This is a genomic window from Neobacillus sp. SuZ13, from assembly GCF_030123365.1.
Lineage (GTDB): Bacteria > Bacillota > Bacilli > Bacillales > Cytobacillaceae > Neobacillus.
Map to the genome: position 1 here is coordinate 4573239 of NZ_CP126107.1, position 22385 is coordinate 4595623.

Below are 22385 nucleotides of genomic sequence, written 5' to 3' on the forward strand. Positions count from 1 at the left end.
TACAAGTCTATGAAGAGGAATGAAAGAGTATGACTTTAAAATAAATCAGCCTGTCCACAAGTGAGTGGACAGGCTGATTTATAGCGGCGCTTTTTTTAACGGACACCAAAAAACTTTTTAATTTTCGTAAACATTCCCTTGTCTGCATTTTCGAGTGACTGCAATGGAATTGATTCACCAAGAATTCTTCTCGCAATATTTCGGTAGGCAATTGATGCTTTGTTATTCGGATTGAGGGCAATCGGTTCCCCGTGGTTAGAAGCTTTAATCACTTCATCATCATCAGCGACAATGCCGATGAGTTCGATGGAAAGATGCTGTGTTACCTCATCAATCTCGAGCATATCCCCATTCTTGACCATATGATTTCGAATCCTGTTGATGACTAATTTTGGCGACTCCATATTCGGTTGTTTCTCAAGGAGACCAATTATCCGGTCAGCATCACGGACGGCAGAAGCCTCTGGTGTTGTCACGACGATCGCCTTGTCAGCCCCAGCAATCGCATTTTGGAATCCTTGCTCAATACCTGCTGGGCAATCGATAATAATATAATCGTAGTCCTGCTTTAGTTCGATGATTAATTCTTTCATTTGCTCTGGCTTCACGGCTGATTTATCAACCGTTTGTGCAGCGGGCAATAAATATAATAAGCCATCAAAACGTTTATCCTTCACAAGGGCTTGATGGATTTTGCATCTTTTTTCAACAACATCGACAAGATCATAGATAATTCTGTTTTCAAGTCCCATGACGACATCCAAGTTACGAAGACCGATGTCAGTATCTACTAAACATACTTTTTTACCTTGAAGGGCTAATGATGTGCCGATATTAGCAGAAGTTGTTGTTTTTCCTACGCCGCCCTTACCGGATGTAATTACGATTGCCTCTCCCACTTTAATGTCCCCCTTCTAATCTCGTTAAATTAGGTCTTAATTGGATTAACACTTGTAATCTATCAACAATGATTTGACGGTTTTCATCGATGTAAGCACATTCCATTTCCCGCTTTTCATTGCTTTGAAGGCTGTCTAATGCACTATTTAAACAATCACTAATTCGAAGCTGAGATGGCTTCATGCTGGATGCGGCAATGACTGCTTCATCATTCCCATAGCAGCCCGCATGAGCTATTCCCTTTAAGGTTCCCATGATAAAGATGTTTCCGCCTGCAATGACCGTTCCGCCTGGATTGACATCACCAATTAACAACAGGTCACCTGGGACTTCGAGGACTTGTCCCGAACGAATGATTCTAGAAACAGTCATTACTTCCGTTTCGGCCAATAATTCCTCAGCTTCATCCTTCGTGATTACATTCGATTCAATTTCATCCACAACAAAATTCTTTTTTTGACGAATTAATTCTTTTAGTTCTTCCCGCTGCGGTTCCGTTAAATAGCGGTTACCGATTTCCACTTTGACAGAGGTTAAATGACGCTCATCCTGTGTACTAGAGTTGGCTGAAAGTTTATGATCAAGTTCCCTTTTTAGTTCTTCGTAGGAACAACTATCATCAAGATGAAGGACAAGTCCTTCCTTTGTCCCTTTTATTGTTACATTTTGCCGTTTTTTCATGGAGAATTTTTCACCTCATAATAAGAAAGCAATTTCGAAACAAGCCAGTTCGAGAGGAATACGGGCCCTCTAGCCTATTCCGAATCAATAGTCATACTATCCTAATAAAATTTCGACACGATGCGTCCATTCTCCTCTTTTTTAATGAAAAATCATTCGGCTCTTATTGCTTCCGAATGTTTTTCAAAAAGCCACTTTAATGGGTAGGCAACAATGAGTGTAACACCTGCATTTAAGATAAGACTTGGGTAAAAACGCAAGTTCATATAACCGATAAAATCAAGGTCTGTTACATGAATTAAATAGTTCATTTCATAAACACCAATCTCTAATAGTGAAACACCGAGAACCGCTGCAAGAAACGCCGTAATAATATTGGATTGCAAAACCTGCAATAGTTTATATATCAGATAAGAGATAAATGGAAATAAGAAAAAGTAGATCCCGATAATTTCAACATATACGACATCAAATAAAAGTCCAAAAATGGCCGCATAAATAATTCCATGTTTTCTTCCGACAAAAATCGTTAAAAACAAAATAGCAATAAAAAGAAAGTGAGGGACAAATATTCGTTCAAACCCGAAAACCTTCTCGGGTAAATACTCCACAAAAAGACTTTCAACAATAAAAAGCAACAAAAATAAAAGAGGAAGAAGGAATTTTCTCAAAAATCTTTCTCCTTCCCATCAGTTGATTGCATATCTACTGGCTGAGTCATTAATCTTTTAATGACAATAACATTTTCAATATCATAAAAGTCTGCACCAGGCTGAACTAAAGCCGTTTGATTTAATCCATACTGGTCGGGCTTTACGTCAACCACTTTTCCAATCAGCAGTCCCTTCGGAAAAACTCCGCCTAGGCCAGACGTGATTACTTTTTGCCCTTTTTCAATTTTTTCCCCCGATGGTATGGCTTTAACTAAAAGTAGTTTTCGTTTGTCATCAAATCCTTGGACAAATCCATAGACATCTTTCTTGCCCTGCACAACAGCTGATATACGATTTTTAGGATCCATAGCACTTAACAGCTGAATGGTTGAACTAAATTGGGTTACATTTTTGACTTTACCTACCAAGCCGGTTGCCGTAACAACAGCCATATTTTTTTTGATGCCATTTAATTTGCCTTTGTCGATAATAATCATTTCATGCCAACGATCAGGGTTTCTGCCAATTACGGTAGCTGGTAATGGTTTGAAGTCTCTCAGGGTTCTTTTTTCACCGAGAATGTCACGTAATTCTTTATTGTCTTGTTTCAACTCTTGTACTTGTGCTTCAAGATTGACAAGATTTTCGACCCGCGATTTTAATTCCTTATTCTCATCGTATGTATTTTGCAAATCCTGGAGATTTTCAAAAAAGCCTGTCACAAAATGAGTAGGCTTTGAAACCAGGGATTGAACCCAGCCGGTGGTATCTTTTAGAAATTGCTCCGGCCAGGATAGTTTACTTCTCTCCCTTAAAGAAAACCCAATCAATGCCACGAGAACAATGATGCTGACAAGCAAGATAATCAGACGTTTATTCAGAAAGAACTGTGGCATGATTATACACCTCTATTTTTCTAGATAAAAAGTATCGTTTTTAATTTGAATATTCCATATGTGCCAATTAGCACAATCTAAACTAACGCGAATCTCTTGATTTGTTTTTAAATAAGTGAATATGGTCCAATGCTTTTCCTGTCCCAATGGCCACGCAATCAAGCGGATTCTCAGCAATCAGCACTGGCATTTTCGTTTCTTCACTAATAACCCTGTCCAAATTACGGAGTAGTGCACCGCCGCCGGTTAGAACAATCCCGCGGTCCATAATATCTGCCGCAAGTTCAGGTGGAGTTTTCTCCAATGTATTCTTGACTGCCTCGACAATCGCAGTAACGGTATCTCTTAATGCACCAGCAATTTCTTTAGCCGTGATTTCAATCGTTTTTGGAAGGCCTGTTAATAAATCTCGACCGCGAATTTCCATATTGTCGACGCCTTCAGCTTCCCCAGCCGAGCCAATTTCCATTTTAATCGTCTCTGCAGTACGGTCCCCGATCATTAAGTTATAATTCTTTCTAATATAAGTAATAATCGAATCGTCCATTTCATCGCCAGCCACTCTAATGGATATGCTTGTAACGATTCCACCTAATGAAATGATCGCAACCTCGGTAGTTCCCCCGCCAATATCAACGACCATGCTCCCGGTTGGTTCCCAGACTGGTAAATTGGCACCAATTGCTGCTGCGAATGGCTCTTCAATCGTATACGCATCCTTAGCCCCAGCTTGTTTCGTTGCATCGATGACAGCTCGTTCTTCAACTGCGGTAATCCCAGAAGGCACACAAACCATAACATAAGGATTCCCGGTAAACACGTTTTTACTTTTTTGTGCTTGACGAATATGGTACTTCATCATGGCTGCAGTGGTTTCAAAATCTGCGATGACGCCATCCTTCATCGGTCTCATTGCAACAATATTCCCCGGCGTCCGTCCAATCATATTTTTCGCGTCATTACCAACGGCGACAATGTTTTTTGTATCAGTCTGCATTGCCACAACGGATGGCTCGCGCAGTACAATTCCTTTTCCTTTTACATATACAAGGGTATTTGCAGTCCCCAAGTCAATCCCAAGATCTCTTGCTCTAATTCCAAACATAGTTTTGTATCTCCCTTTCTGAACCGTAATGCAAAAACTCCAATAGATAGATATTCACTTTACTATCATGTCTTTTTTCCTAATATTTATCTAGCTTAATCTTTAAGAAGTCCTAAAAAATCATAACCATTATTATAACTCAACGTCAAATAAAATCATAGTTTATAAATAACCTTTTTCCTTCAAACTCACAAACTTATTCTCGCCGATAATCAAATGATCGAGGAGATCAATTCCAATAATCTTTCCGCATTCGACGAGCCTTTTCGTGACTTCAATGTCTTCACGGCTTGGAGCCGGGTCTCCGGAAGGATGGTTATGGGCTGCAATAATCGAGGCGGCAGACCGCTTTAACGCCTCGCGAAACACCTCTCTTGGGTGGACGATCGAGGCGTTTAAGCTTCCGATGAAAATGGTTTGTTTATGAATGACTTGGTTCTTTGTGTTTAGGTATAAACAAACAAAATGCTCTTGTGATAAAAAGCGCATATCATTCATGACATACTTTGCTCCGTCTTCCGGGGAGCGGATGACATAACGGTCCTTATAGTTGAGGTTTGAAATCCTTCTGCCAATTTCGACGGCAGCGAGGATTTGGATGGCCTTTGCAGAACCAATCCCTTTGATCTCGGTCATTTCTTCTAAAGTAGCTGCTTTTAAAAGACGTAACCCTTCAAAATGAGTCAACAGCCGGTTCGATAATTGCAGGACCGATTCGTCTTTTGTTCCGGTTCGCAGCAAAATAGCGATCAGTTCATGATTCGATAGGCTTTGTGGGCCATGTTGAACAAACCGTTCTCTCGGTCTTTCATCTTGAGGGAAATCACGGATCATTAATGTATTGGTGGACACTTTTTTTCCTCCCTTTTTAAGGGAGTTAATGAACAAAAAAGTTTAATACGGCAACTTGTAGCCTGCCTTTTTCAATTCTCTTACCAAACGCGAAACAGGCAGTCCGACAACCGCAAAATAGTCTCCATTTATTTTTTTGACAAGCATGCTTCCGAGCTGCTGAATGCCATATGCACCTGCTTTATCAAGCGGTTCACCACTTTTTACATACGCCCGTATTGAGTCGTCCGTTAACTCCCAAAACCAAACTTCTGTTCTTTCATAAAACTTTGTTGTACCTGTTTTCGACACAATTGAAACACCTGTAAATACTTCATGCTGACGACCCGACAAGCTTTTTAACATGGTAAACGCTTCTGCTTCATCTGCGGGCTTTCCTAAAATTTGATTATTCGCAACAACAATGGTGTCCGAGCCTATCACAAAGGCATCCTGGTTTTCTTTAAAAACGGTTTGTGCCTTTCGGTCGGCTAACTCCATCACTACATCTTTAGGAGCGAGAGCTGGATCAAAACTTTCATCAACTTCACTGCTTGAGATCGCGAATGTTAAACGGAGAGTTTCTAGAAGTTCTTTTCGCCGTGGAGAAGAAGAGGCTAAAATGAGGTTCTGCATTCGATCACCTTACCTTTATGGTACGTATTAGGGAGATACAATTCAATCCTATCAGAAATTACAGTAGCAAACAATTTTTATATAATTAAAATTTGATGGAATTTGTAAAATTATGCAGAGGTTTTTTATTTTTGGAAAGACGAAAAGCCTATCAAGTTTTTGATAGGCCTTATTTCCCGGAAAATATCGAGGAGTGTCGATATAAATTACTTTGAGAAAAATATCGATAAAAAGTTTAGTAAATGCTGTTGAGCTTCACTAAGATTTTTCTCGTCTTTTGATTCTTGAAATGCCTTTACTTTTTCGTTTGCACTGACCAATTCTGCTTTTAGATCTTTGATCTTTTCATTTTTCACACTAGTTTTCAATGGTGTTTCAATTTCTGTAAGAACTTTACTAGCTTCCTCCGAAAGATCCTTGGTCACTACCGCATTGGAGGTGGTAAGTGAGAGCGTTTCATAAATGGTTGGTACTGCTTTTAAGAAGGTCTTTTCTTTATCTGTAATATTAGAAAACTTTCTTTCCTCTAATAACAAAGGCTTTGCAAATACATCATCAATACCATTTTCTTTATATTGGGCTCCTAAGGCTTTAGCACCTTCGATGGAGTCAGCCACACCTAGAAATAAATAATACTTGCCATCCATTTCTACTGTTTTGGTTGGTACATTTTTCGAGGATAGATTATCCGAAGTTTCTTTAGCTCCAGAATCTGACGAAAAAACACCGCCTTGAATGACATAGGTCGTTAACTGGGAAATGGAAGCTGCAGAAGTATTTTTGGCTTCTGCTGTTTTCGTTCCGGCGCTGCTGGCTGGCTTGTCCGTGACCTCAGTTGGTATTGTTGTCACCGTTTTGTCAGATGGAGATGTGATGACTAACTTCAGCATCACTATACCAATTGTTATTCCGATTAAAATAGCGAAGGCTGCAGAAATTAAGATGGATCCTAAGGGGCGGCCATTTTTCTTTTTGATATTCGATGTGAATGTTGTTATTTTGGGAAGGGACGTTTTTTTACTCGTTTGACTCGGTTTAATTTTAAACTCCTCAATGTCATTGTCGGAGGATTCAGGAATAATCCAATCAAAACTTTCGTCAACCGATTCTTGTGCTGCCGCCGTCTCACTAATAACATCCGATTCTGTCTGCTCCGTATTTATTTTTATTACTCTAGGAATAGGGTCGCTGTTAGGTCCAACCTCTTTTTCGGGAGGTAATTCTTGAATGGGCGGGTTTTCTGCATTTAATTTGATCTTAATTGTATTGCCTTTGTTAGGCTTGTCCACTAAACCGTACTCCTCTCTCTTCCGATGGGTCATTGGCTTCATCCTATCACAAAGACAAAAAAAAATAACAAGACTTTTGTCGTCTTGTTATCGTAGACTTTCGCCAAATTATTTACTAGTTTGACATGGTGTTAATTAGATCCTGTTGTATCGAAAAACTGGCTAAGTCGGTTTTCTTTATTTACAGGCTCTGGTGCATCTATTTCTGGAAGTTCAGCTTCCAGGGCTTCTAGGCAAGACATTAAAAAGCTGAAACCGTAAGACTGTAGTTTATTGGCAGTTCATCTTGCAACAAACTAGTTATTTCTTGTTCACCTGAATAAGTAATCGCTTCGACAACAACAATCCTTTGTAACGATTCAATTGTTTCAATAAACTTTTCTAAATCCTTGTATGTCAGGGATTCGTTTGCTCAAGAAAACAAATCGAATGTTCATTGACCACCAGGTTGATCATTCGGTTTTTGGATGAAAAAAGAGGAAAAAGCCATAAAAAAACCCCTTAATTAATTTCCCCTATTTAAAAAACGCAAGTAAAAGTCAATTATTTCTGTTCCCCAATAATAGGCGGTTAAAGTACCTGCGGCAATAAACGGTCCAAATGGAATTGGTTGACGTTTCTTGACGATTTTAAGAAGTAACGCTAATCCACCAATTACTGCACCGTATAATGTTGATAGAAAGAAAGATAAGAGGACAAGCTTAAACCCAAGGACTAAGCCAATCAGTGCATAAAGTTTTACATCCCCTCCCCCCATTCCACCTTTGCTGACAATAGCAATAAGTAAAAGAAGGCTGAAACCTGTCACGGCACCGAGAATACTGTCCCACCATGGGCTAAGCGGTAAGAATATACGCTCCAATAAAAAAATCCCTGCAAACCAAATTAGAATTTTATCAGGGATGAGCATATAGTGAATGTCTGAAACAATGATAATCATAAACATCGAAATTAGTGAGAGGGCAACTAACAATTCACTAGACCATCCAATAACTAATGGTGCAGTGACAAACATAACCCCTGTAAGTAGTTCAAAAGTTGGATAAACAGGAGAAATCTGTGACTGACAGCCGCGACATTTCCCACCTTGAATTATATAAGAAACCACAGGGATGAGTTCAAATGTTTTTAATTGATGCCCACATGTTGGGCAAGCTGATCTTGGTTTTATAATTGACTGCTTTATTGGAACTCGAAGGCCAACTACGTTGTAGAATGATCCTAGCGTTATACCATATAGAAAAATAACAAATTGGAGCAAGATAATCATACCGCAATTGTAACAATGATGCCTAATATAACTACAACATCGAGTAATTCAATTAATGTTAATCCACGTTGGTCTTGAATCTTATTTTTTAACATTTGAATCATATTGTCATCTCCCCACGGTTCTATAAACCTAGTAATATTGTCTATTTTAGTATACATTATTTTAAAAAGATAAAAAAAGTACACATTCATGAAAATTCTCAAGAATGTGTACTTTTTTATTTTCCATATAAACTCAGTTTCGAAGAAAAGACCTCTTATATCAACTGCTTAACACGACGAATACTCCGCGACCCGATTCCGCCCAGCCCTCTTTGCCCCCACATAAAGCGCTCGATCCGCATGGCGAATCAACGCCAATGCATCTTCTGCATCCTCAGGTGCTGTTGCCACTCCAATCGAGACGGTTATCATTACCTTCTGCTGCATTTTGTCTAAAACCATAGACTGTTTGAGTGTAAATGGCCAATTGGCGATCATTTGCCTTATTTGTTCTGCAATTTGGTAGGCCTCTGCCTTGGAGGTATCAGGTAAAAGCACGACAAATTCTTCCCCGCCATAACGAGCGACGGTTCCTCGCGTATGCCCAATCAGCTTTGTTAGTCTGCTGGCAAGCTCAGACAGGATTTCATTTCCGCTTTGGTGGCCATACGTATCATTGACTTGTTTAAAATGGTCAATATCAAGAATAATTAACGATAATGTCCTGCGTTCGAATCTTGTTAATTTCTCAAATTCTTCAGTTAGCATGTTTTCAAAATAACGATAATTATACAGTTTTGTTAATGAGCACCGTTCACTTTGCATTTTTGTCATCTCATAATGCTTGGCATTTTCAATGGCAACCGCAAAGTGGGAACAAAGGATATCGATGATCATCAACTGGAATTTTTCAAATGCCCGCTTTCGCTTGGAAGCAAGTAATAACACGCCAATTACTTTCTTGCTTCGAACGATGGGTACGCCTAAGATACTCTCTGCATCATCAGGTAAATGGCCGTTAGCATATTTCTGCCACTCTTTCTTTGCTGTGTATAAGAACGTCTTTTGCTCGCCCCATACCATCCCGCTAATTCCTTCGTATTTCTCTACAGGTGGTAAACTATTAGGCATGCCATCTTCCAGTCCGCGAATGACTTGAAGTTCATCATTCTTCGTTACTTCAAGGATATAGGCATAATCCACTGGAAGCATTTCACTGACTTTTTGAATCAATAACTCAACTACATCAACGACATTTAAGCGTTCGGCCAATTGATGACCGATTTCGGCAGCCTTTTGTAGATACCCGTTAATCTTTTCACTAGAATAATAAAGTCTGAAAATCATAGATAAACTGACAAAAGGAATCCCCACAAACAACAGGGCTAAACTGCCAACTTGATTATAAAGGATATAAAGTACAAAGCCAATCGGGAAGGTGATGAAAGTGGTTATGGTCTCAACAACAAAATCCTTTCCAAAATAGGATTCTTTGCTTTTATAAATAAAATAGAGATTGAACGAGACAATGATTTGATTCATGGAATAACTTACCACGGCGTATAAGAGAGCCAAGTATAAGTAATTTGAGTTTTCAGTAAAGTTAGGGCGTGTCTCTCCACCAAGCCAGTGATAAACCAGACCGCTCGTCAAGGAAACAAGAAAAAACATAATCAAGTTAAGCGGCAGTCGAAATAGCTCACCTTTGCGGAGGATCCGTAACTTTAGTAGTAAAACAAGAACGGCTATTTGTGCAAAAATGATTTCAACGAATAAACCAAATCTTAAAAAGGTAGCAAGCGCCACCCATTGGATTAAGAAAATAAACATATTATTTATGACAATGGGCATAGTTGCCACCACACAGGTTAACAGCAAAAAGGCAAGGATATCTATCCAGTGCCCGGAAATATTTGGAGGATAAGTCTTATAGGTGAACCATGTTCCAGCTGGAACCATTAAAATCCAAGTCAGAAAAATCAAATTCTTGATGTATGGTTTTACCTTCATGCTTATCCTCCTCTCTCAATTTTTATAGTGATAAAATTATTTTACCATCGAAAAAATATCATGTCATAAAGAAATTGTTTTATTTTTCAAATATTTAACTAAAAATGGTTTTACCTCTGAAATAAAATAAAGTGATCCTGTTATGACTAATATGCTATTGTTATCCAGTGATTTTATTTCCTCTGAAAGATACGAACCCCAGTCATCTATGGCAAGTTTGTTGGCTGAATGGCTGATTTTCAGTAATTCCTCTGCCTTCGCCGCACGCGGAAAATCAAAGCTAACAAAAGTAATTTGTGTAGCAATGCTATCTAGTTTCCCAATCATCTCGTCCAGCTTTTTATCCGTTAACGCAGCAAAGACAATCTGGATTTTGCGATTTGGATATCGAGTTGATAGTTCGTGTGTGAGAGCCGTAATCCCTTCCTCATTATGGGCCCCGTCAATGATGACTAATGGACTTTCTGACAGCATTTCAAATCTACCTGGCCAATAAGCCTTCTTTAATCCTGCTCGAATTGCTTGTTCGGTTAGGATAAACTCGCCCTTTTGATGCAAAAATTGGGCGGCTATAACAGCAAGAGCGGCATTTTCCGTTTGATGTTGGCCAATCATGCTGATTTCCAGCTGGTCGAGGGTTTGATACGGTGTAACAACGTTAAAAACTTCTCCCTTCACTAAGGATTTATGGCCGCTAATTAAAAATTCCTGATTTAGGCGATAAAGTGGTGACTCTTTCATTTGAGCTTGTTCCTCAATGACCTTCAGCGCACCAGGGTGTTTTACAGCTGTAAAAAGGGCCGTATTCTTTTTAATGATACCTGCTTTTTCAAAGGCGATTTCCTCGTATGTAGACCCAAGGATATTAGTGTGATCTAGCCCAATATTGGTAATGATGGAAGCTAAGGGTTGAATGATATTGGTAGAATCAAAGCGACCTCCTAACCCTACTTCAAAAATAACGATATCAACCTTATTCAGGCTTGCGAAATAATGAAACGCCATGGCGGTAATCACTTCAAACTCTGTCGGACCGCCTAATTCTGTCTCTTCTAATTCGTCTGCTAATGGCCGGATGATGTTTGTTAGCTGAAGCAAATCCGCATCGCTAATTGCTTTGCCGTTAACACTAATTCGTTCATTAAACTGTTCAATATAGGGCGAGGTAAAAGTACCGACCGTATAACCCCCTGCTTCAAGAATCGAACGAAGATAGGTAACTGTAGACCCTTTTCCATTGGTGCCGCCAATATGAACGGTCTTCATTTTTGTTTCTGGATGACCCAGTCTATCCATCATCCATTCCATCCGCTTTAAACCTGGTTTGATGCCCAGTCTTAACCTTGCATGGATCCATTCTAGGGCTTCTTTATATGTAGTAAACATCCGTGACACCCCATCTTTTTGTATGTGTAATAAAGATGAGACGACTCCATTGCTGGACTCGCCTCACCATTTAGTTTACCCTCTTAATTCTTTAATTCGTGCTTCCACAATCGCTCTCTTCTCACGATAATCACTTTCTTTTGCCCGCTCTTCAGCTACAACACTTTCTGGGGCTTTTTTCATGAAGCCTTCATTGCCTAGTTTCTTCTGAACTCGTTCAACTTCTTTATTTAAGCGGTCGAATTCTTTCTCGAGACGAGTAATTTCTTCGTCAATGTTAATCAAGCCTGCAAGTGGCAAGATGATTTCAACGCCAGTAATAACAGCTGTCATGGCTTTTTCTGGTGTTTCAAGTTCCACACCCATTTGCAATTCTTCAGGATTGCAGAAACGTTCAATATAACTGCGGTTATTCTCAAGCGATTTAAGAACTGTTTCATCCTTCGCTTTCACTAGCATTTTGATTTTCTTACTCATTGGTGTGTTTACTTCAGCACGAATATTCCGGACAGAACGAATCATTTCCATGAGCAGTTTCATTTCTTGGGCTGCTTGGTCATCAGAAAGAGCTGGATTTACTTCAGGCCACTGTGCCGTCGTAATCGATTCTCCTCGATGTGGAAGGTTTTGCCAAATTTCCTCGGTGATAAAAGGCATGAATGGATGTAACAAACGCATCGTTTGATCCAATACATGTGCTAGAATCGAACGAGTGGTTTTCTTTGCAGCTTCATCTTCACCATATAATGGCAATTTCGCCATTTCAATATACCAATCACAGAAGTCATCCCAAATGAAGTTGTACAGGGCACGGCCCACTTCCCCGAATTCATAGCGGTCAGAAAGACGTGTCACATGTTCAATCGTTTCATTTAAGCGTGTTAGAATCCACTTGTCAGCAACAGATTTTTCGCCGCTAAAATCAATTTCATCATAGGTCATGCCATCCATATTCATTAACGCAAAGCGGGAAGCATTCCAAATTTTATTGGCAAAGTTCCAAGTCGACTCTACTTTTTCGAAACTGAAGCGTAAATCCTGCCCTGGAGAACTTCCTGTTGAAAGGAAATATCTTAGCGCATCAGCACCGTATTTTTCAATAACATCCATTGGGTCTACGCCGTTTCCAAGTGATTTACTCATTTTGCGACCTTGCTCATCACGAACAAGCCCGTGGATGAGAACATCTTTAAATGGACGCTCTCCTGTAAACTCGATACTTTGGAAAATCATACGGGATACCCAGAAGAAGATAATATCATAGCCAGTCACTAACACATCGGTTGGGAAGTAACGCTTGAAATCGGCTGCTTCAGTATTCGGCCAGCCCATCGTTGAAAACGGCCATAATGCCGAACTGAACCAAGTATCTAGAACGTCCTTATCCTGTTCCCAGTTCTCTGCATCTGCAGGTGCTTCTGTTCCTACATATACCTCACCTGTTTGCTTGTGGTACCAAGCAGGGATTCGGTGACCCCACCAAAGCTGTCTCGAAATACACCAGTCACGAATATTTTCCATCCAGCGCAGGTAGGTTTTTTCAAAGCGGTCTGGAACAAAGTTTACTTTCGCCTCTTTATCTTGCAGAGCAATCGCTTCATCTGCGAGCGGCTGCATTTTAACAAACCATTGTGTAGAAAGATACGGTTCAACTACTGCTCCGCTTCGCTCGGAGTGACCTACGGAGTGAGGATGCTCTTCAATTTTGAAAAGAACACCTTGTTCCTGCAGATCTTTCACGATTTGCTTGCGGCATTCGAAACGGTCTAAACCTTTATATTTGCCGGCTTTATCATTCATCGAGCCATCTTCGTTCATAACAAGAATACGTTCTAAGTTATGACGATTACCAAGTTCAAAGTCGTTTGGGTCATGGGCAGGTGTAATTTTAACCGCACCCGATCCGAATTCCATATCGACATAATCATCAGCAACAATTGGAATTTCGCGGCCAACGATTGGGAGAATCACATTTTTGCCAATCAGGTGCTTGTAACGATCATCTTCTGGATGAACGGCTACCGCAGTATCCCCTAGCATTGTTTCCGGACGGGTTGTCGCCACTTCGATATGTCCAGAACCATCAGCAAGTGGATAGCTCATATGATAAAATGCACCTTGAACATCTTTATAAATAACTTCGATATCTGATAGAGCTGTTTTGGTGGATGGGTCCCAGTTAATAATATATTCCCCGCGGTAAATGAGACCTTTTTTATAAAGGGTAACAAATACCTCTTTAACGGCATCAGATAAACCTTCATCAAGTGTGAAACGCTCACGGCTGTAATCTAAGCCTAAGCCTAGTTTTGACCACTGCTGGCGGATATGAGAAGCATACTCTTCCTTCCACTTCCATGTTTCCTCAACGAATTTTTCTCTGCCTAAATCGTAGCGGCTTTTACCTTCGTTCCGAAGTTTTTCCTCTACCTTTGCTTGGGTAGCAATTCCCGCATGGTCCATCCCTGGTAACCAAAGAACATCATACCCCTGCATCCGCTTCATACGGGTTACGATATCTTGAAGAGTCGTATCCCAAGCATGGCCTAAATGAAGTTTCCCCGTTACGTTTGGCGGCGGGATGACAACCGTGTATGGTTGCTTACTTTCATCATCTTTTGCTTCGAAAAATTTACCTTGCAGCCACCATTCATAACGACCTTTTTCAATCGTTTGTGGATCGTATTTTGTAGGCATTGTTAGTTCCTTTGTTTCCATTTTTGTTCCTCCTTTGATTCCTTTTCAACATAAAAAACCCCATCGTCATAAAAGGACGAATGGAGTTTGCTTCGCGGTACCACCTTTTTTCCAATCAAAAAACTGATTGGCACTTATGTAGATAACGGATTTAGTCCGTCTTCAACTAATAGGATTCTATTGATCCGTTCGCAGAAGAAGCTCGTGGGCGACCTTCCGACTGTCTGCTTAGGAAATCTTGCAGCTATTGATTTCCCTCTCTATAAAGCAGGTTTATATCGTACTCTTCCCTGTCGTTGCTTAATAATTAAATTATATTGTTATACTACCGAAAAAAAGGGTTTGACGTCAATAATGATAACCACTTTTTTTATTTTTTATACTATATGCTTCTTTTTTGGAGAATTCTCCGCTCTTGTGGAATATACATAAAGAAAATAAAAAAGGGGGGGTTTTTGGTGAAGAGAAATTTGAATAAGTTTAAATACCAACCCTGGTTTCGGACTTGTCGGAGGGTTGCAGCGCAATTAGTTATTCCGTTTGTGGTCTTCCAATTCATTCGAACACTAATCATTCCAACATTCTTTGATATCGTCTTATTAACTTTATTTGTCGCGATTGCTGTGTCGATCTATTTTGAAATCGTATAGGGAGCCCTTGTAGCAAGGTTACTGCTGCTGGGCTCCTTCTTTTGCTGCTGCCTGCGCATCAATCTCGGTCATTCTCATGACGACATACTCTGAATTTTTCAAATGCCAGTAGCGGTGCTGCAGCTGGCGTACATATTTTAACTCATTTTTGGGACGCTGCTTCCGATAGTAGCTTTCTGCTACTTGGATGATTGGAATCGGGAGCGCTAAATAGCTGAAGAATAATAATTTTTCGTCGGCTCTAAATGGAAAGTATTTAAAATAATGATATACCCAATCGACGGCTGTATCGCTTCGCTTTGGATTAGTGTTTAAGGCTCTTGATAAATATGGCAGGAGATCATGGATCGGTGAGCCATAGCGGGCATTCTCAAAGTTTATAAAATATCCATATCCTTTATCATCATATAAAAAATGCTCGGGTGACAATTTTCCGTGCGTGATCACCATACGCGCCTTTTCATTGTCTTTCGTTTTTTCATACCATTCTTCAAATTTGGTTTTCGAGAATTTCAGCGCTTGGCTGATTTCATTGTAGTAGAGGCAATATAGCAATTCGAACGGCGACATGTAGGTCTTTTTTTCACATTCGTCGATGAAGCCATCGAGAAATTCCTGTTGTTTTTCATGCTGTTGAAGAGTCTTTTCATAGTGCTCGGTTCTTTCTTCTTTATTCATGGTGATTTCTTTGGCGGATAGAGTATGAAGGCGTGCTAGTTCACGAAAGAGCTGTTGATTTCTATGCTCACGGTCTTCCTTTTGTTCATTTGACATCCATGGCATTAAGTAATAGAGATTATTTTCATGTAAAACTGCATACCTGCCGTCCATGGTAGGATAAATTGGAACGATACGGTTAAAGCCTTTTTGGTAAAGAAGATGGACATGGCGAATGAAATCTGTCCCAGCCGACGGGTCAATTTTTTTTAAAGCAAAGGTTCCTTTATTTGAATAAACCTTGAGGACGCTGCCAAAATCCTCTACAAATTGAGGTTCAACAAGATATTGTTTTAAGATCGGTGCAAGTGTGGCTAGATGATTGGAGCTATTCATGAAAACTCAACTCTCTTTCCAATGGAAAAGCGTAATCGCCACTTGGAGGGCGATATTTCTTCATGAAAAGAAGGTGAGCAGGTCAAAAGAACCCGCTCATCTCTTTTAGTTATTTTTTTGCAAAGCTGCTAGGAATATATAATACTTGACCTTCGTATACATCTTGATTGATTTCAAGATTGTTGACTCGAAGGAGGTTTTGTACGGATACATCATATCGATCTGCTACGCTGCTCACGGTATCTCCCTTTTGGACGATGCAAATCTTAACTCTTGCTTGATCCGCATTATCATCCTTTCGAGCAAAGAACTCGGTTAACGTCATGCTTTTCTTTTTGGCCGCTTTTTTCTTTTTAATATTCTTTGGTGGTTCTTCCTCCGGTGACGAAGAGCTTTCTTCTACCTGACTGACTTCCTCTTCAACATGCTCTGCTGGTTGTGGTTCTGCTTCAACACCGACCCCTTGCACTGGCTCTGGCTGGCTTGCTTCACTTCTTTCTTCCTGGAAAAACCACGCTGGCTGACTAGCTTCACTTTTTACTTCTTCTACATCCCAAGATGAATGGTACCCTTCATTTCTTGCTTCTTGGTATTCCCATGATGGTTGGTTTTCCTGATTTCTGGCCTCTTGTAACTCCCATGTTGGTTGGATTTCTTCATTTCTTGCTTCCTGTAAATCCCATGTAGGTTCGTTTTCCTCTTCTTCAATTTCTTCCTGCGGCTGGTAATTGAAGGTAGGAAATTTAGGTAAAACTTCTACACTCTCTTCTTCTTGCTGTTTTCTTGCCTCTGCTTCAAATAAGAAGTTATCTTGGTAACTGCTTTGAACTGTTTCCAATTCAACTTCTACTTCCTCTACATCTTCATATTCAGATTCAGCACGATGGACGACCTCAATTTCAGTAGCCTCTTCCTGCGGTTGTTGTTGTTCGGTGGCATATAAGCCGCTAATCGTTAGTTCTGCTGCCAGCTTCAGGCAGCTGCGTTCAGGAATCGAATAGTCAAACGATTCAACGAGAACATCAATATCGTAAATACTCTGTATCCGATTATTTGGGATGGTGATGTCGACAGGGAATCGGTGCGAAAATTCACAGGTTCCTTCCTCCCGGTTATCGACCCTTTCCACAAACTTTTGTGATGTTACACCTTCTTCTTCGTTTTCACTGTTAGTTTCGTAACTTTTATATTCGCCTGTGAGTTCGAGCGAACCTCTTATGGTTACGTACTGGTCGTTTTCCTGGATGGTAATGTCCGGGTCTAAAGAGATGGAAATAAGCTCTTCGACTTCCTGTCCTTTTCTAAACCACAAAGACTCCTCCAAGGAAAAGCGTAGGCACGATTGGTTCTCTTGGGACAAAGCGACTCCTCCTTTCGTTTCCTTCACGCAAAATCACTATGTCACTTACACTCTATGACCCAAGGGCTTTTTTTATGATAAAAAGTGTTGTTTTGAGTGGAAAAGAAATGTAGTTTTCGTGTTTAGAGATTTGGATGAGGTTTTTATGTTTTTAGGAGAGGAGGGGATTTCGCCAAGTTGAGTGGGGATTTCGCCGGTTTACTTGATTATTTCGCCTAACTGGGACTTTATTTCGCCAACTATGATCTTTTTTTCGCCTAAACTCTAAATTATTTCGCCAAACAGCTTTTTAGTTACCTATTTTAATGACTGCTCAGGCCTCGATCGCTGTATTATCTGGGAATCTTGCTTTTACTAGGAGGCGGAGGGGGATTTCGCCAAGTTGAGTGGGGATTTCGCCGGTTTACTTGATTATTTCTCCTAACTGGGACTTTATTTCGCCAACTTTGATCATTATTTCGCCTAAACTCCAATCAATTTCGCCAAACAGCTTTTTAAGTTACCTATTTTAATGACTGCTCAGGCCTCGATCGCTGTATTATCTGGGAATCTTGCTTTTACTAGGATGCGGAGGGGGATTTCGCCAAGTTGAGTGGGGATTTCGCCGGTTAACTTGATTATTTCGCCAAAATGGAACTTTATTTCGCCAACTATGATCTTTTTCTCGCCTAAACTCTAAACTATTTCGCCAAACAGCTCTTTAGTTACCTATTTTAATGACTGCTCAGGCCCCGACCGCTGTATTATCTGGGGGTCTGCCTTTACTAGGAGGCGGGGGATTTCGCCGAATCCCTATATTATGTCGCCTAACCGAAACTTTTTTTCGCCAAACTTTGACAATTATTCCGCCAAAACTCCAATTTATTTCGCCAAACCCATTTATTAACCTTCCTCTTCACACAGACTGGCCCAACAACAAATAAAGCTTCTAACCATACAAAAAACACCCACCAAACCAGGTGGGTGCCAAGAAATAGTTTATTTAAGTTTCGAGAAGGCAATCTCAGCTGCACGGATAGTTTTTTCGATATCCTCATCGGAGTGCTCTGTTGATAAGAACAAGCCTTCAAATTGTGATGGCGGTAAGAAGATCCCTTGAAGTGCCATCTCACGATAATATGCTGCGAAGAATTCCAAGTTGGATGATTTCGCTACATCATAATTAATTACAGCTTCATTAGTAAAGAAGAAGCCAATCATTGAACCTGCACGGTTAAATGTGATTGGAACATCATATTTTTCAGCAGCTGCCTTGAAACCTTTTTCCAATAGATCACCCTTACGGATAAATTCTTCATAATGCTCTGGAGTTAATTGGCTAAGTGTTTCATAACCTGCTGTCATCGCAAGTGGGTTACCAGAAAGAGTACCCGCTTGATAGATTGGACCGCTTGGGGCAATCTGCTTCATGATTTCTGCTTTACCACCATAGGCTCCAACCGGAAGTCCGCCCCCGATTACTTTACCAAGACAAGTGATATCAGGAGTGATATTGAAATAACCTTGAGCACAGTTATAACCCACACGGAAGCCTGTCATAACTTCATCAAAAATTAGCAATGAACCGTTCGCTGACGTTATCTCACGTAAACCTTCTAAGAATCCAGGAAGCGGTGGAACCAGCCCCATGTTCCCAGCAACAGGTTCAACAATGATACATGCAATATCATCACCGTATTGTTCAAATGCATATCTTACGCCTTCAAGGTCATTGTAAGCGACTGTAATGGTATTTGAGGCTACCCCTTCAGGTACACCTGGGCTGTCTGGCAAACCAAGTGTAGCCACTCCAGAACCGGCCTTAATCAACAAGGAATCCCCATGACCGTGGTAACAGCCTTCAAATTTCAAAATCTTGTTCCGGCCTGTATATCCTCTAGCTAAGCGAAGGGCACTCATCGTCGCTTCTGTTCCTGAGGATACCATTCGAATGACTTCAATGGATGGGACACGTTCAATCACAAGATTAGCAAGTTTATTCTCCATTAATGTCGGTGCACCGAAACTTGTTCCAAGTTCAGCTACCTTTTTCAAGCCTTCTACTACACGGTCATTCGTATGACCAAGGATGAGCGGTCCCCATGAAAGGACGTAGTCAATGTATTCATTGCCATCAATATCATAGATTTTTGACCCTTTTCCTCGTTCCATGAAAATCGGGTCCATATTTACTGATTTAAAAGCACGTACCGGACTATTTACTCCGCCAGGCATAATAGCTTGGGCTTCTTTAAATGCTTCTATCGACTTTGTATACGAACGCATACCGTTCCCTCTTTTCAAATTATTGGTCTTCCCTTAACCAGCGAACCGCATCTTTTGCAGCATAGGTAATGATCAAGTCTGCACCCGCACGTTTCATGCCCATTAACATTTCAAGCACGGTGTTTTTTTCATCAATCCAGCCGTTTTGTGCTGCCGCTTTCACCATTGCATATTCTCCGCTTACATTGTATATAACAATCGGTAAATTAAAGGTATTTTTCATATCACGGACGATGTCTAGGTACGGCATACCTGGTTTCACGATGAGGAAGTCTGCCCCTTCAGCGACATCAGATTCAGCTTCTCTAAATGCCTCCATCCGGTTCGCAGGATCCATTTGATAGGTCTTACGATCACCAAATTGCGGTGCACCCTCCGCTGCTTCACGGAAAGGACCATAGAACGCTGATGCATATTTCACGGCATAAGACATAATAGGAATCTCAGTAAAGCCTGCTTCATCCAATCCCGCACGAATAGCGGCGACAAAGCCGTCCATCATGTTAGATGGGGCAATAATGTCTGCCCCTGCTTCTGCCTGAGCAATAGCCGTTTTTACAAGCAATTCAAGCGATTGATCGTTAAGAATCTTCTCCCCTTCAACCACTCCACAATGCCCGTGGCTTGTATATTCGCAAAGACACGTATCTGCAACGACAATAATTTCAGGGAATTTTTCTTTGATAAAACGAGTAGCTACCTGAACAATCCCATGGTCATGATAGGCTTGCTCACCGCATGCGTCTTTTGTTTTCGGAATGCCGAATAGTAAAACCGACTTAATTCCGTGTGCCACGATATCTTCCATTTCTGCTTCTAGGTGGTCCATCGATACTTGGTAAACACCCGGCATGGATGATACTTCATTGCGGATATTTTCGCCTTCATAAATAAAAAGTGGATAAATGAAGTCCTCTGCTTTGAGGTGATTTTCACGAACAAGTGAACGCATGCTCGCACTCGAGCGTAAGCGGCGATGACGTTTAAATTGAAGTTCCATTTATTATTCCTCCGTCTCTATATAAGCAATCATACTATTAATCATTTCTTTTACGGTATACTCTTTCGGTGACGCATGGACCGTTAATCCATAGTCATGTAATTTTTTCTCGGTAACTGGACCAATACAGCCAATAAGGCAGTTGCCAAGCTGCATATCCAATCCGTACTCTTTAACGACAGCCATTAAATGATCCACCGTTGAAGGGCTTGTAAAGGTAAGAATATCGAGTTGTTGATCCGCTAGCTTTCGAGCCAACATATCGCGACTTTCATCTGGCAGGTATGTCTCGTAAATGATAACCTCATCCACCTGTGCACCACGCTCTGTTAAGGACCTCGCAATATATTCTCGGGCAAGATTTCCTTTCGGAAGCAGGACCCGTGCACCCCTATCCAATAATGGGCTAAATTCTTCCACAAACGTTTCTGCCACATAAGCGGACGGAACAAATTCAGGTGAGAATTCCATTGTTTCCAAAACCTCTGCTGTCTTTTTCCCAATCACAGCAATTCTCGGAAAAGAATGACCCGCCTCTTTCTTTTTAAAAAAAGAAAAGAAGGTTTCAACTGTGACATTGCTAGTAAAGATAATCCAGTCATATGTATCAAGTGTCATCAAAGCATTGTGCAGGCGTTGATTTTTTTCAATCGGACGAAAGGCAATAAGAGGGATTTCGATTGGAATCCCTCCGTACCTTTCAACAAGCTGTGAAAAGGATTTTGCTTGACCTTCGCCTCTTGGTACAAGAACGGTCTTATCAAGCAAAGGTAACGTTTGGGTCATTGACCTTCAAGCTCCCGTTTTACCTTCTCAATCAGGTCCTTACCACCCTTTTTGATTAAAAGGTCAGCTGCCTGAACACCAAGCTCTTCTGGGTTATGTCCTCTCACTTCTTCTTTAATGATTTCATGTCCTTCTGGGGAAGCCACTAACACATTTAGGACGATTTCATCATTGTCAGCCACATAGGCGAAGCCGGCAATTGGTACCTGACACCCACCCTCCATTTTTTGAAGGAAGGCACGCTCGGCATGAACGGCTCTTTCTGTTTTCTTACAAGTGAATTTTTCAAATAGTTCTAAAAGTTCTTTATCATCTTCACGGCACTCAATCGATAATGCGCCTTGACCCACAGCAGGAATACAAAGGTCAGCATCTAAAAATTCCGTAACTACATCTGAAGCCCAGCCAAGGCGGGAAAGGCCAGCAGCTGCTAGAATAATCGCATCGTATTCTTCCGTTTCTAATTTTGCTAATCTTGTATCTACGTTACCACGGATCCATTTAATCTCTAAATCTGGACGCGCCACTAATAACTGAGCACTGCGGCGCAGGCTGCTTGTCCCGATAATCGCACCGGGTTTTAAATCCTTTAACTTTACATGTCCTCTGGAGATTAGCGCATCTCGGTGATCCTCACGGAATGGGATACAGCCAATTGTCAGTCCCTCTGGTAGAACAGCTGGCATGTCTTTCATACTATGCACGGCCATATCAATCTCTTTATCAAGCATAGCCTGCTCGATTTCTTTTACAAATAATCCTTTACCGCCAACTTTTGAAAGGGTAACGTTAAGAATTTGATCCCCTTTTGTGACGATTTCTTTCACTTCAAATTCGAAACGAGGATCCAACTTCTTCAATTGGTCCATCACCCAATTCGTTTGTGTTAAAGCCAGTTTGCTTCGTCTAGAACCTACAATGATTTTTCTCATG

General features: G+C 40.8%; 20 protein-coding genes and 1 other annotated feature. Of the genes, 1 reads left to right on the plus strand and 19 read right to left on the minus strand.

All coding sequences use genetic code 11. The features are described from left to right. Positions 1-95 precede the first annotated feature (95 nt). The 13 genes from minD to QNH17_RS22720 form a co-directional block, all read right to left on the minus strand. Positions 96-899 (minus strand): septum site-determining protein MinD, encoded by an 804-nt coding sequence (gene minD, locus QNH17_RS22660; protein WP_283875280.1) that lies wholly within the window; start codon positions 897-899, stop codon positions 96-98. Position 900: 1 nt separating this feature from the next. Further along, the gene (gene minC / locus QNH17_RS22665; RefSeq protein ID WP_283875282.1) at positions 901-1581 is read right to left on the minus strand and encodes a septum site-determining protein MinC; all 681 of its coding nucleotides are present in this window, start codon (positions 1579-1581) and stop codon (positions 901-903) included. Between the two features lie 152 nt (positions 1582-1733). After that, positions 1734-2252: a rod shape-determining protein MreD gene (gene mreD / locus QNH17_RS22670; protein WP_283875284.1), complete on the minus strand. Its 519-nt coding sequence runs from the start codon at positions 2250-2252 to the stop codon at positions 1734-1736. Further along, on the minus strand, positions 2249-3130 hold the full coding sequence (gene mreC / locus QNH17_RS22675) for a rod shape-determining protein MreC (protein WP_283875285.1): 882 nt from the start codon (positions 3128-3130) through the stop codon (positions 2249-2251). The genes mreD and mreC overlap by 4 nt, the downstream gene beginning before the upstream one ends. An 82-nt stretch (positions 3131-3212) precedes the next feature. Beyond that, positions 3213-4235 (minus strand): rod shape-determining protein, encoded by a 1023-nt coding sequence (locus tag QNH17_RS22680; RefSeq protein WP_283875287.1) that lies wholly within the window; start codon positions 4233-4235, stop codon positions 3213-3215. Between the two features lie 162 nt (positions 4236-4397). Then, the gene (radC, locus tag QNH17_RS22685; protein WP_283875288.1) at positions 4398-5087 is read right to left on the minus strand and encodes a RadC family protein; all 690 of its coding nucleotides are present in this window, start codon (positions 5085-5087) and stop codon (positions 4398-4400) included. Positions 5088-5129: 42 nt separating this feature from the next. Continuing rightward, complete coding sequence (locus QNH17_RS22690; protein ID WP_283875289.1) at positions 5130-5702, minus strand: Maf family protein; 573 nt, start codon at positions 5700-5702, stop codon at positions 5130-5132. 206 nt (positions 5703-5908) lie between these two features. Next, the gene (locus QNH17_RS22695; protein ID WP_283875290.1) at positions 5909-7024 is read right to left on the minus strand and encodes a hypothetical protein; all 1116 of its coding nucleotides are present in this window, start codon (positions 7022-7024) and stop codon (positions 5909-5911) included. Positions 7025-7496: 472 nt separating this feature from the next. Beyond that, on the minus strand, positions 7497-8261 hold the full coding sequence (locus tag QNH17_RS22700) for a prepilin peptidase (RefSeq protein ID WP_283875292.1): 765 nt from the start codon (positions 8259-8261) through the stop codon (positions 7497-7499). Next, positions 8258-8365, minus strand: coding sequence for a type IV pilin protein (locus QNH17_RS22705; protein ID WP_481858542.1), 108 nt, complete (start codon positions 8363-8365; stop codon positions 8258-8260). The genes QNH17_RS22700 and QNH17_RS22705 overlap by 4 nt, the downstream gene beginning before the upstream one ends. A 168-nt stretch (positions 8366-8533) precedes the next feature. Further along, a complete protein-coding gene (locus QNH17_RS22710; RefSeq protein ID WP_283875294.1) occupies positions 8534-10255 on the minus strand; it encodes a sensor domain-containing diguanylate cyclase in 1722 nt (573 codons plus the stop codon). Positions 10256-10318: 63 nt separating this feature from the next. After that, positions 10319-11641 (minus strand): bifunctional folylpolyglutamate synthase/dihydrofolate synthase, encoded by a 1323-nt coding sequence (locus QNH17_RS22715; RefSeq protein ID WP_283875295.1) that lies wholly within the window; start codon positions 11639-11641, stop codon positions 10319-10321. A gap of 75 nt (positions 11642-11716) precedes the next feature. After that, positions 11717-14359 (minus strand): valine--tRNA ligase, encoded by a 2643-nt coding sequence (locus QNH17_RS22720; protein WP_283875297.1) that lies wholly within the window; start codon positions 14357-14359, stop codon positions 11717-11719. A gap of 48 nt (positions 14360-14407) precedes the next feature. Then, positions 14408-14644 (minus strand) — a binding site (T-box leader). A 152-nt stretch (positions 14645-14796) separates the two neighbouring features. Here QNH17_RS22720 and QNH17_RS22725 point away from each other — a divergent pair. After that, positions 14797-14988 carry a hypothetical protein gene (locus QNH17_RS22725; RefSeq protein WP_144547838.1) on the plus strand — a complete coding sequence of 64 codons (192 nt, stop codon included), beginning with the start codon at positions 14797-14799 and terminating at the stop codon, positions 14986-14988. 18 nt (positions 14989-15006) lie between these two features. Here the strand turns inward: QNH17_RS22725 and ysxE are convergent, their stop codons facing one another. From ysxE to hemC, 6 genes are all read right to left on the minus strand, one after another. Further along, positions 15007-16041: a spore coat protein YsxE gene (gene ysxE / locus QNH17_RS22730; protein ID WP_283875299.1), complete on the minus strand. Its 1035-nt coding sequence runs from the start codon at positions 16039-16041 to the stop codon at positions 15007-15009. Positions 16042-16150: 109 nt separating this feature from the next. Next, complete coding sequence (spoVID, locus tag QNH17_RS22735) at positions 16151-17428, minus strand: stage VI sporulation protein D (protein WP_283875301.1); 1278 nt, start codon at positions 17426-17428, stop codon at positions 16151-16153. Between the two features lie 951 nt (positions 17429-18379). Further along, entirely contained in the window at positions 18380-19666 is a 1287-nt protein-coding gene (gene hemL, locus QNH17_RS22740) for a glutamate-1-semialdehyde 2,1-aminomutase (protein WP_283875302.1), read from the minus strand. Positions 19667-19685: 19 nt separating this feature from the next. Continuing rightward, positions 19686-20666, minus strand: a complete 981-nt coding sequence (hemB, locus tag QNH17_RS22745; RefSeq protein ID WP_026563410.1) for a porphobilinogen synthase — start codon at positions 20664-20666, stop codon at positions 19686-19688. Between the two features lie 3 nt (positions 20667-20669). Beyond that, on the minus strand, positions 20670-21452 hold the full coding sequence (locus QNH17_RS22750; RefSeq protein ID WP_283875304.1) for a uroporphyrinogen-III synthase: 783 nt from the start codon (positions 21450-21452) through the stop codon (positions 20670-20672). Continuing rightward, positions 21449-22384 carry a hydroxymethylbilane synthase gene (gene hemC / locus QNH17_RS22755; protein WP_283875305.1) on the minus strand — a complete coding sequence of 312 codons (936 nt, stop codon included), beginning with the start codon at positions 22382-22384 and terminating at the stop codon, positions 21449-21451. The genes QNH17_RS22750 and hemC overlap by 4 nt, the downstream gene beginning before the upstream one ends. Position 22385 lies beyond the last annotated feature (1 nt).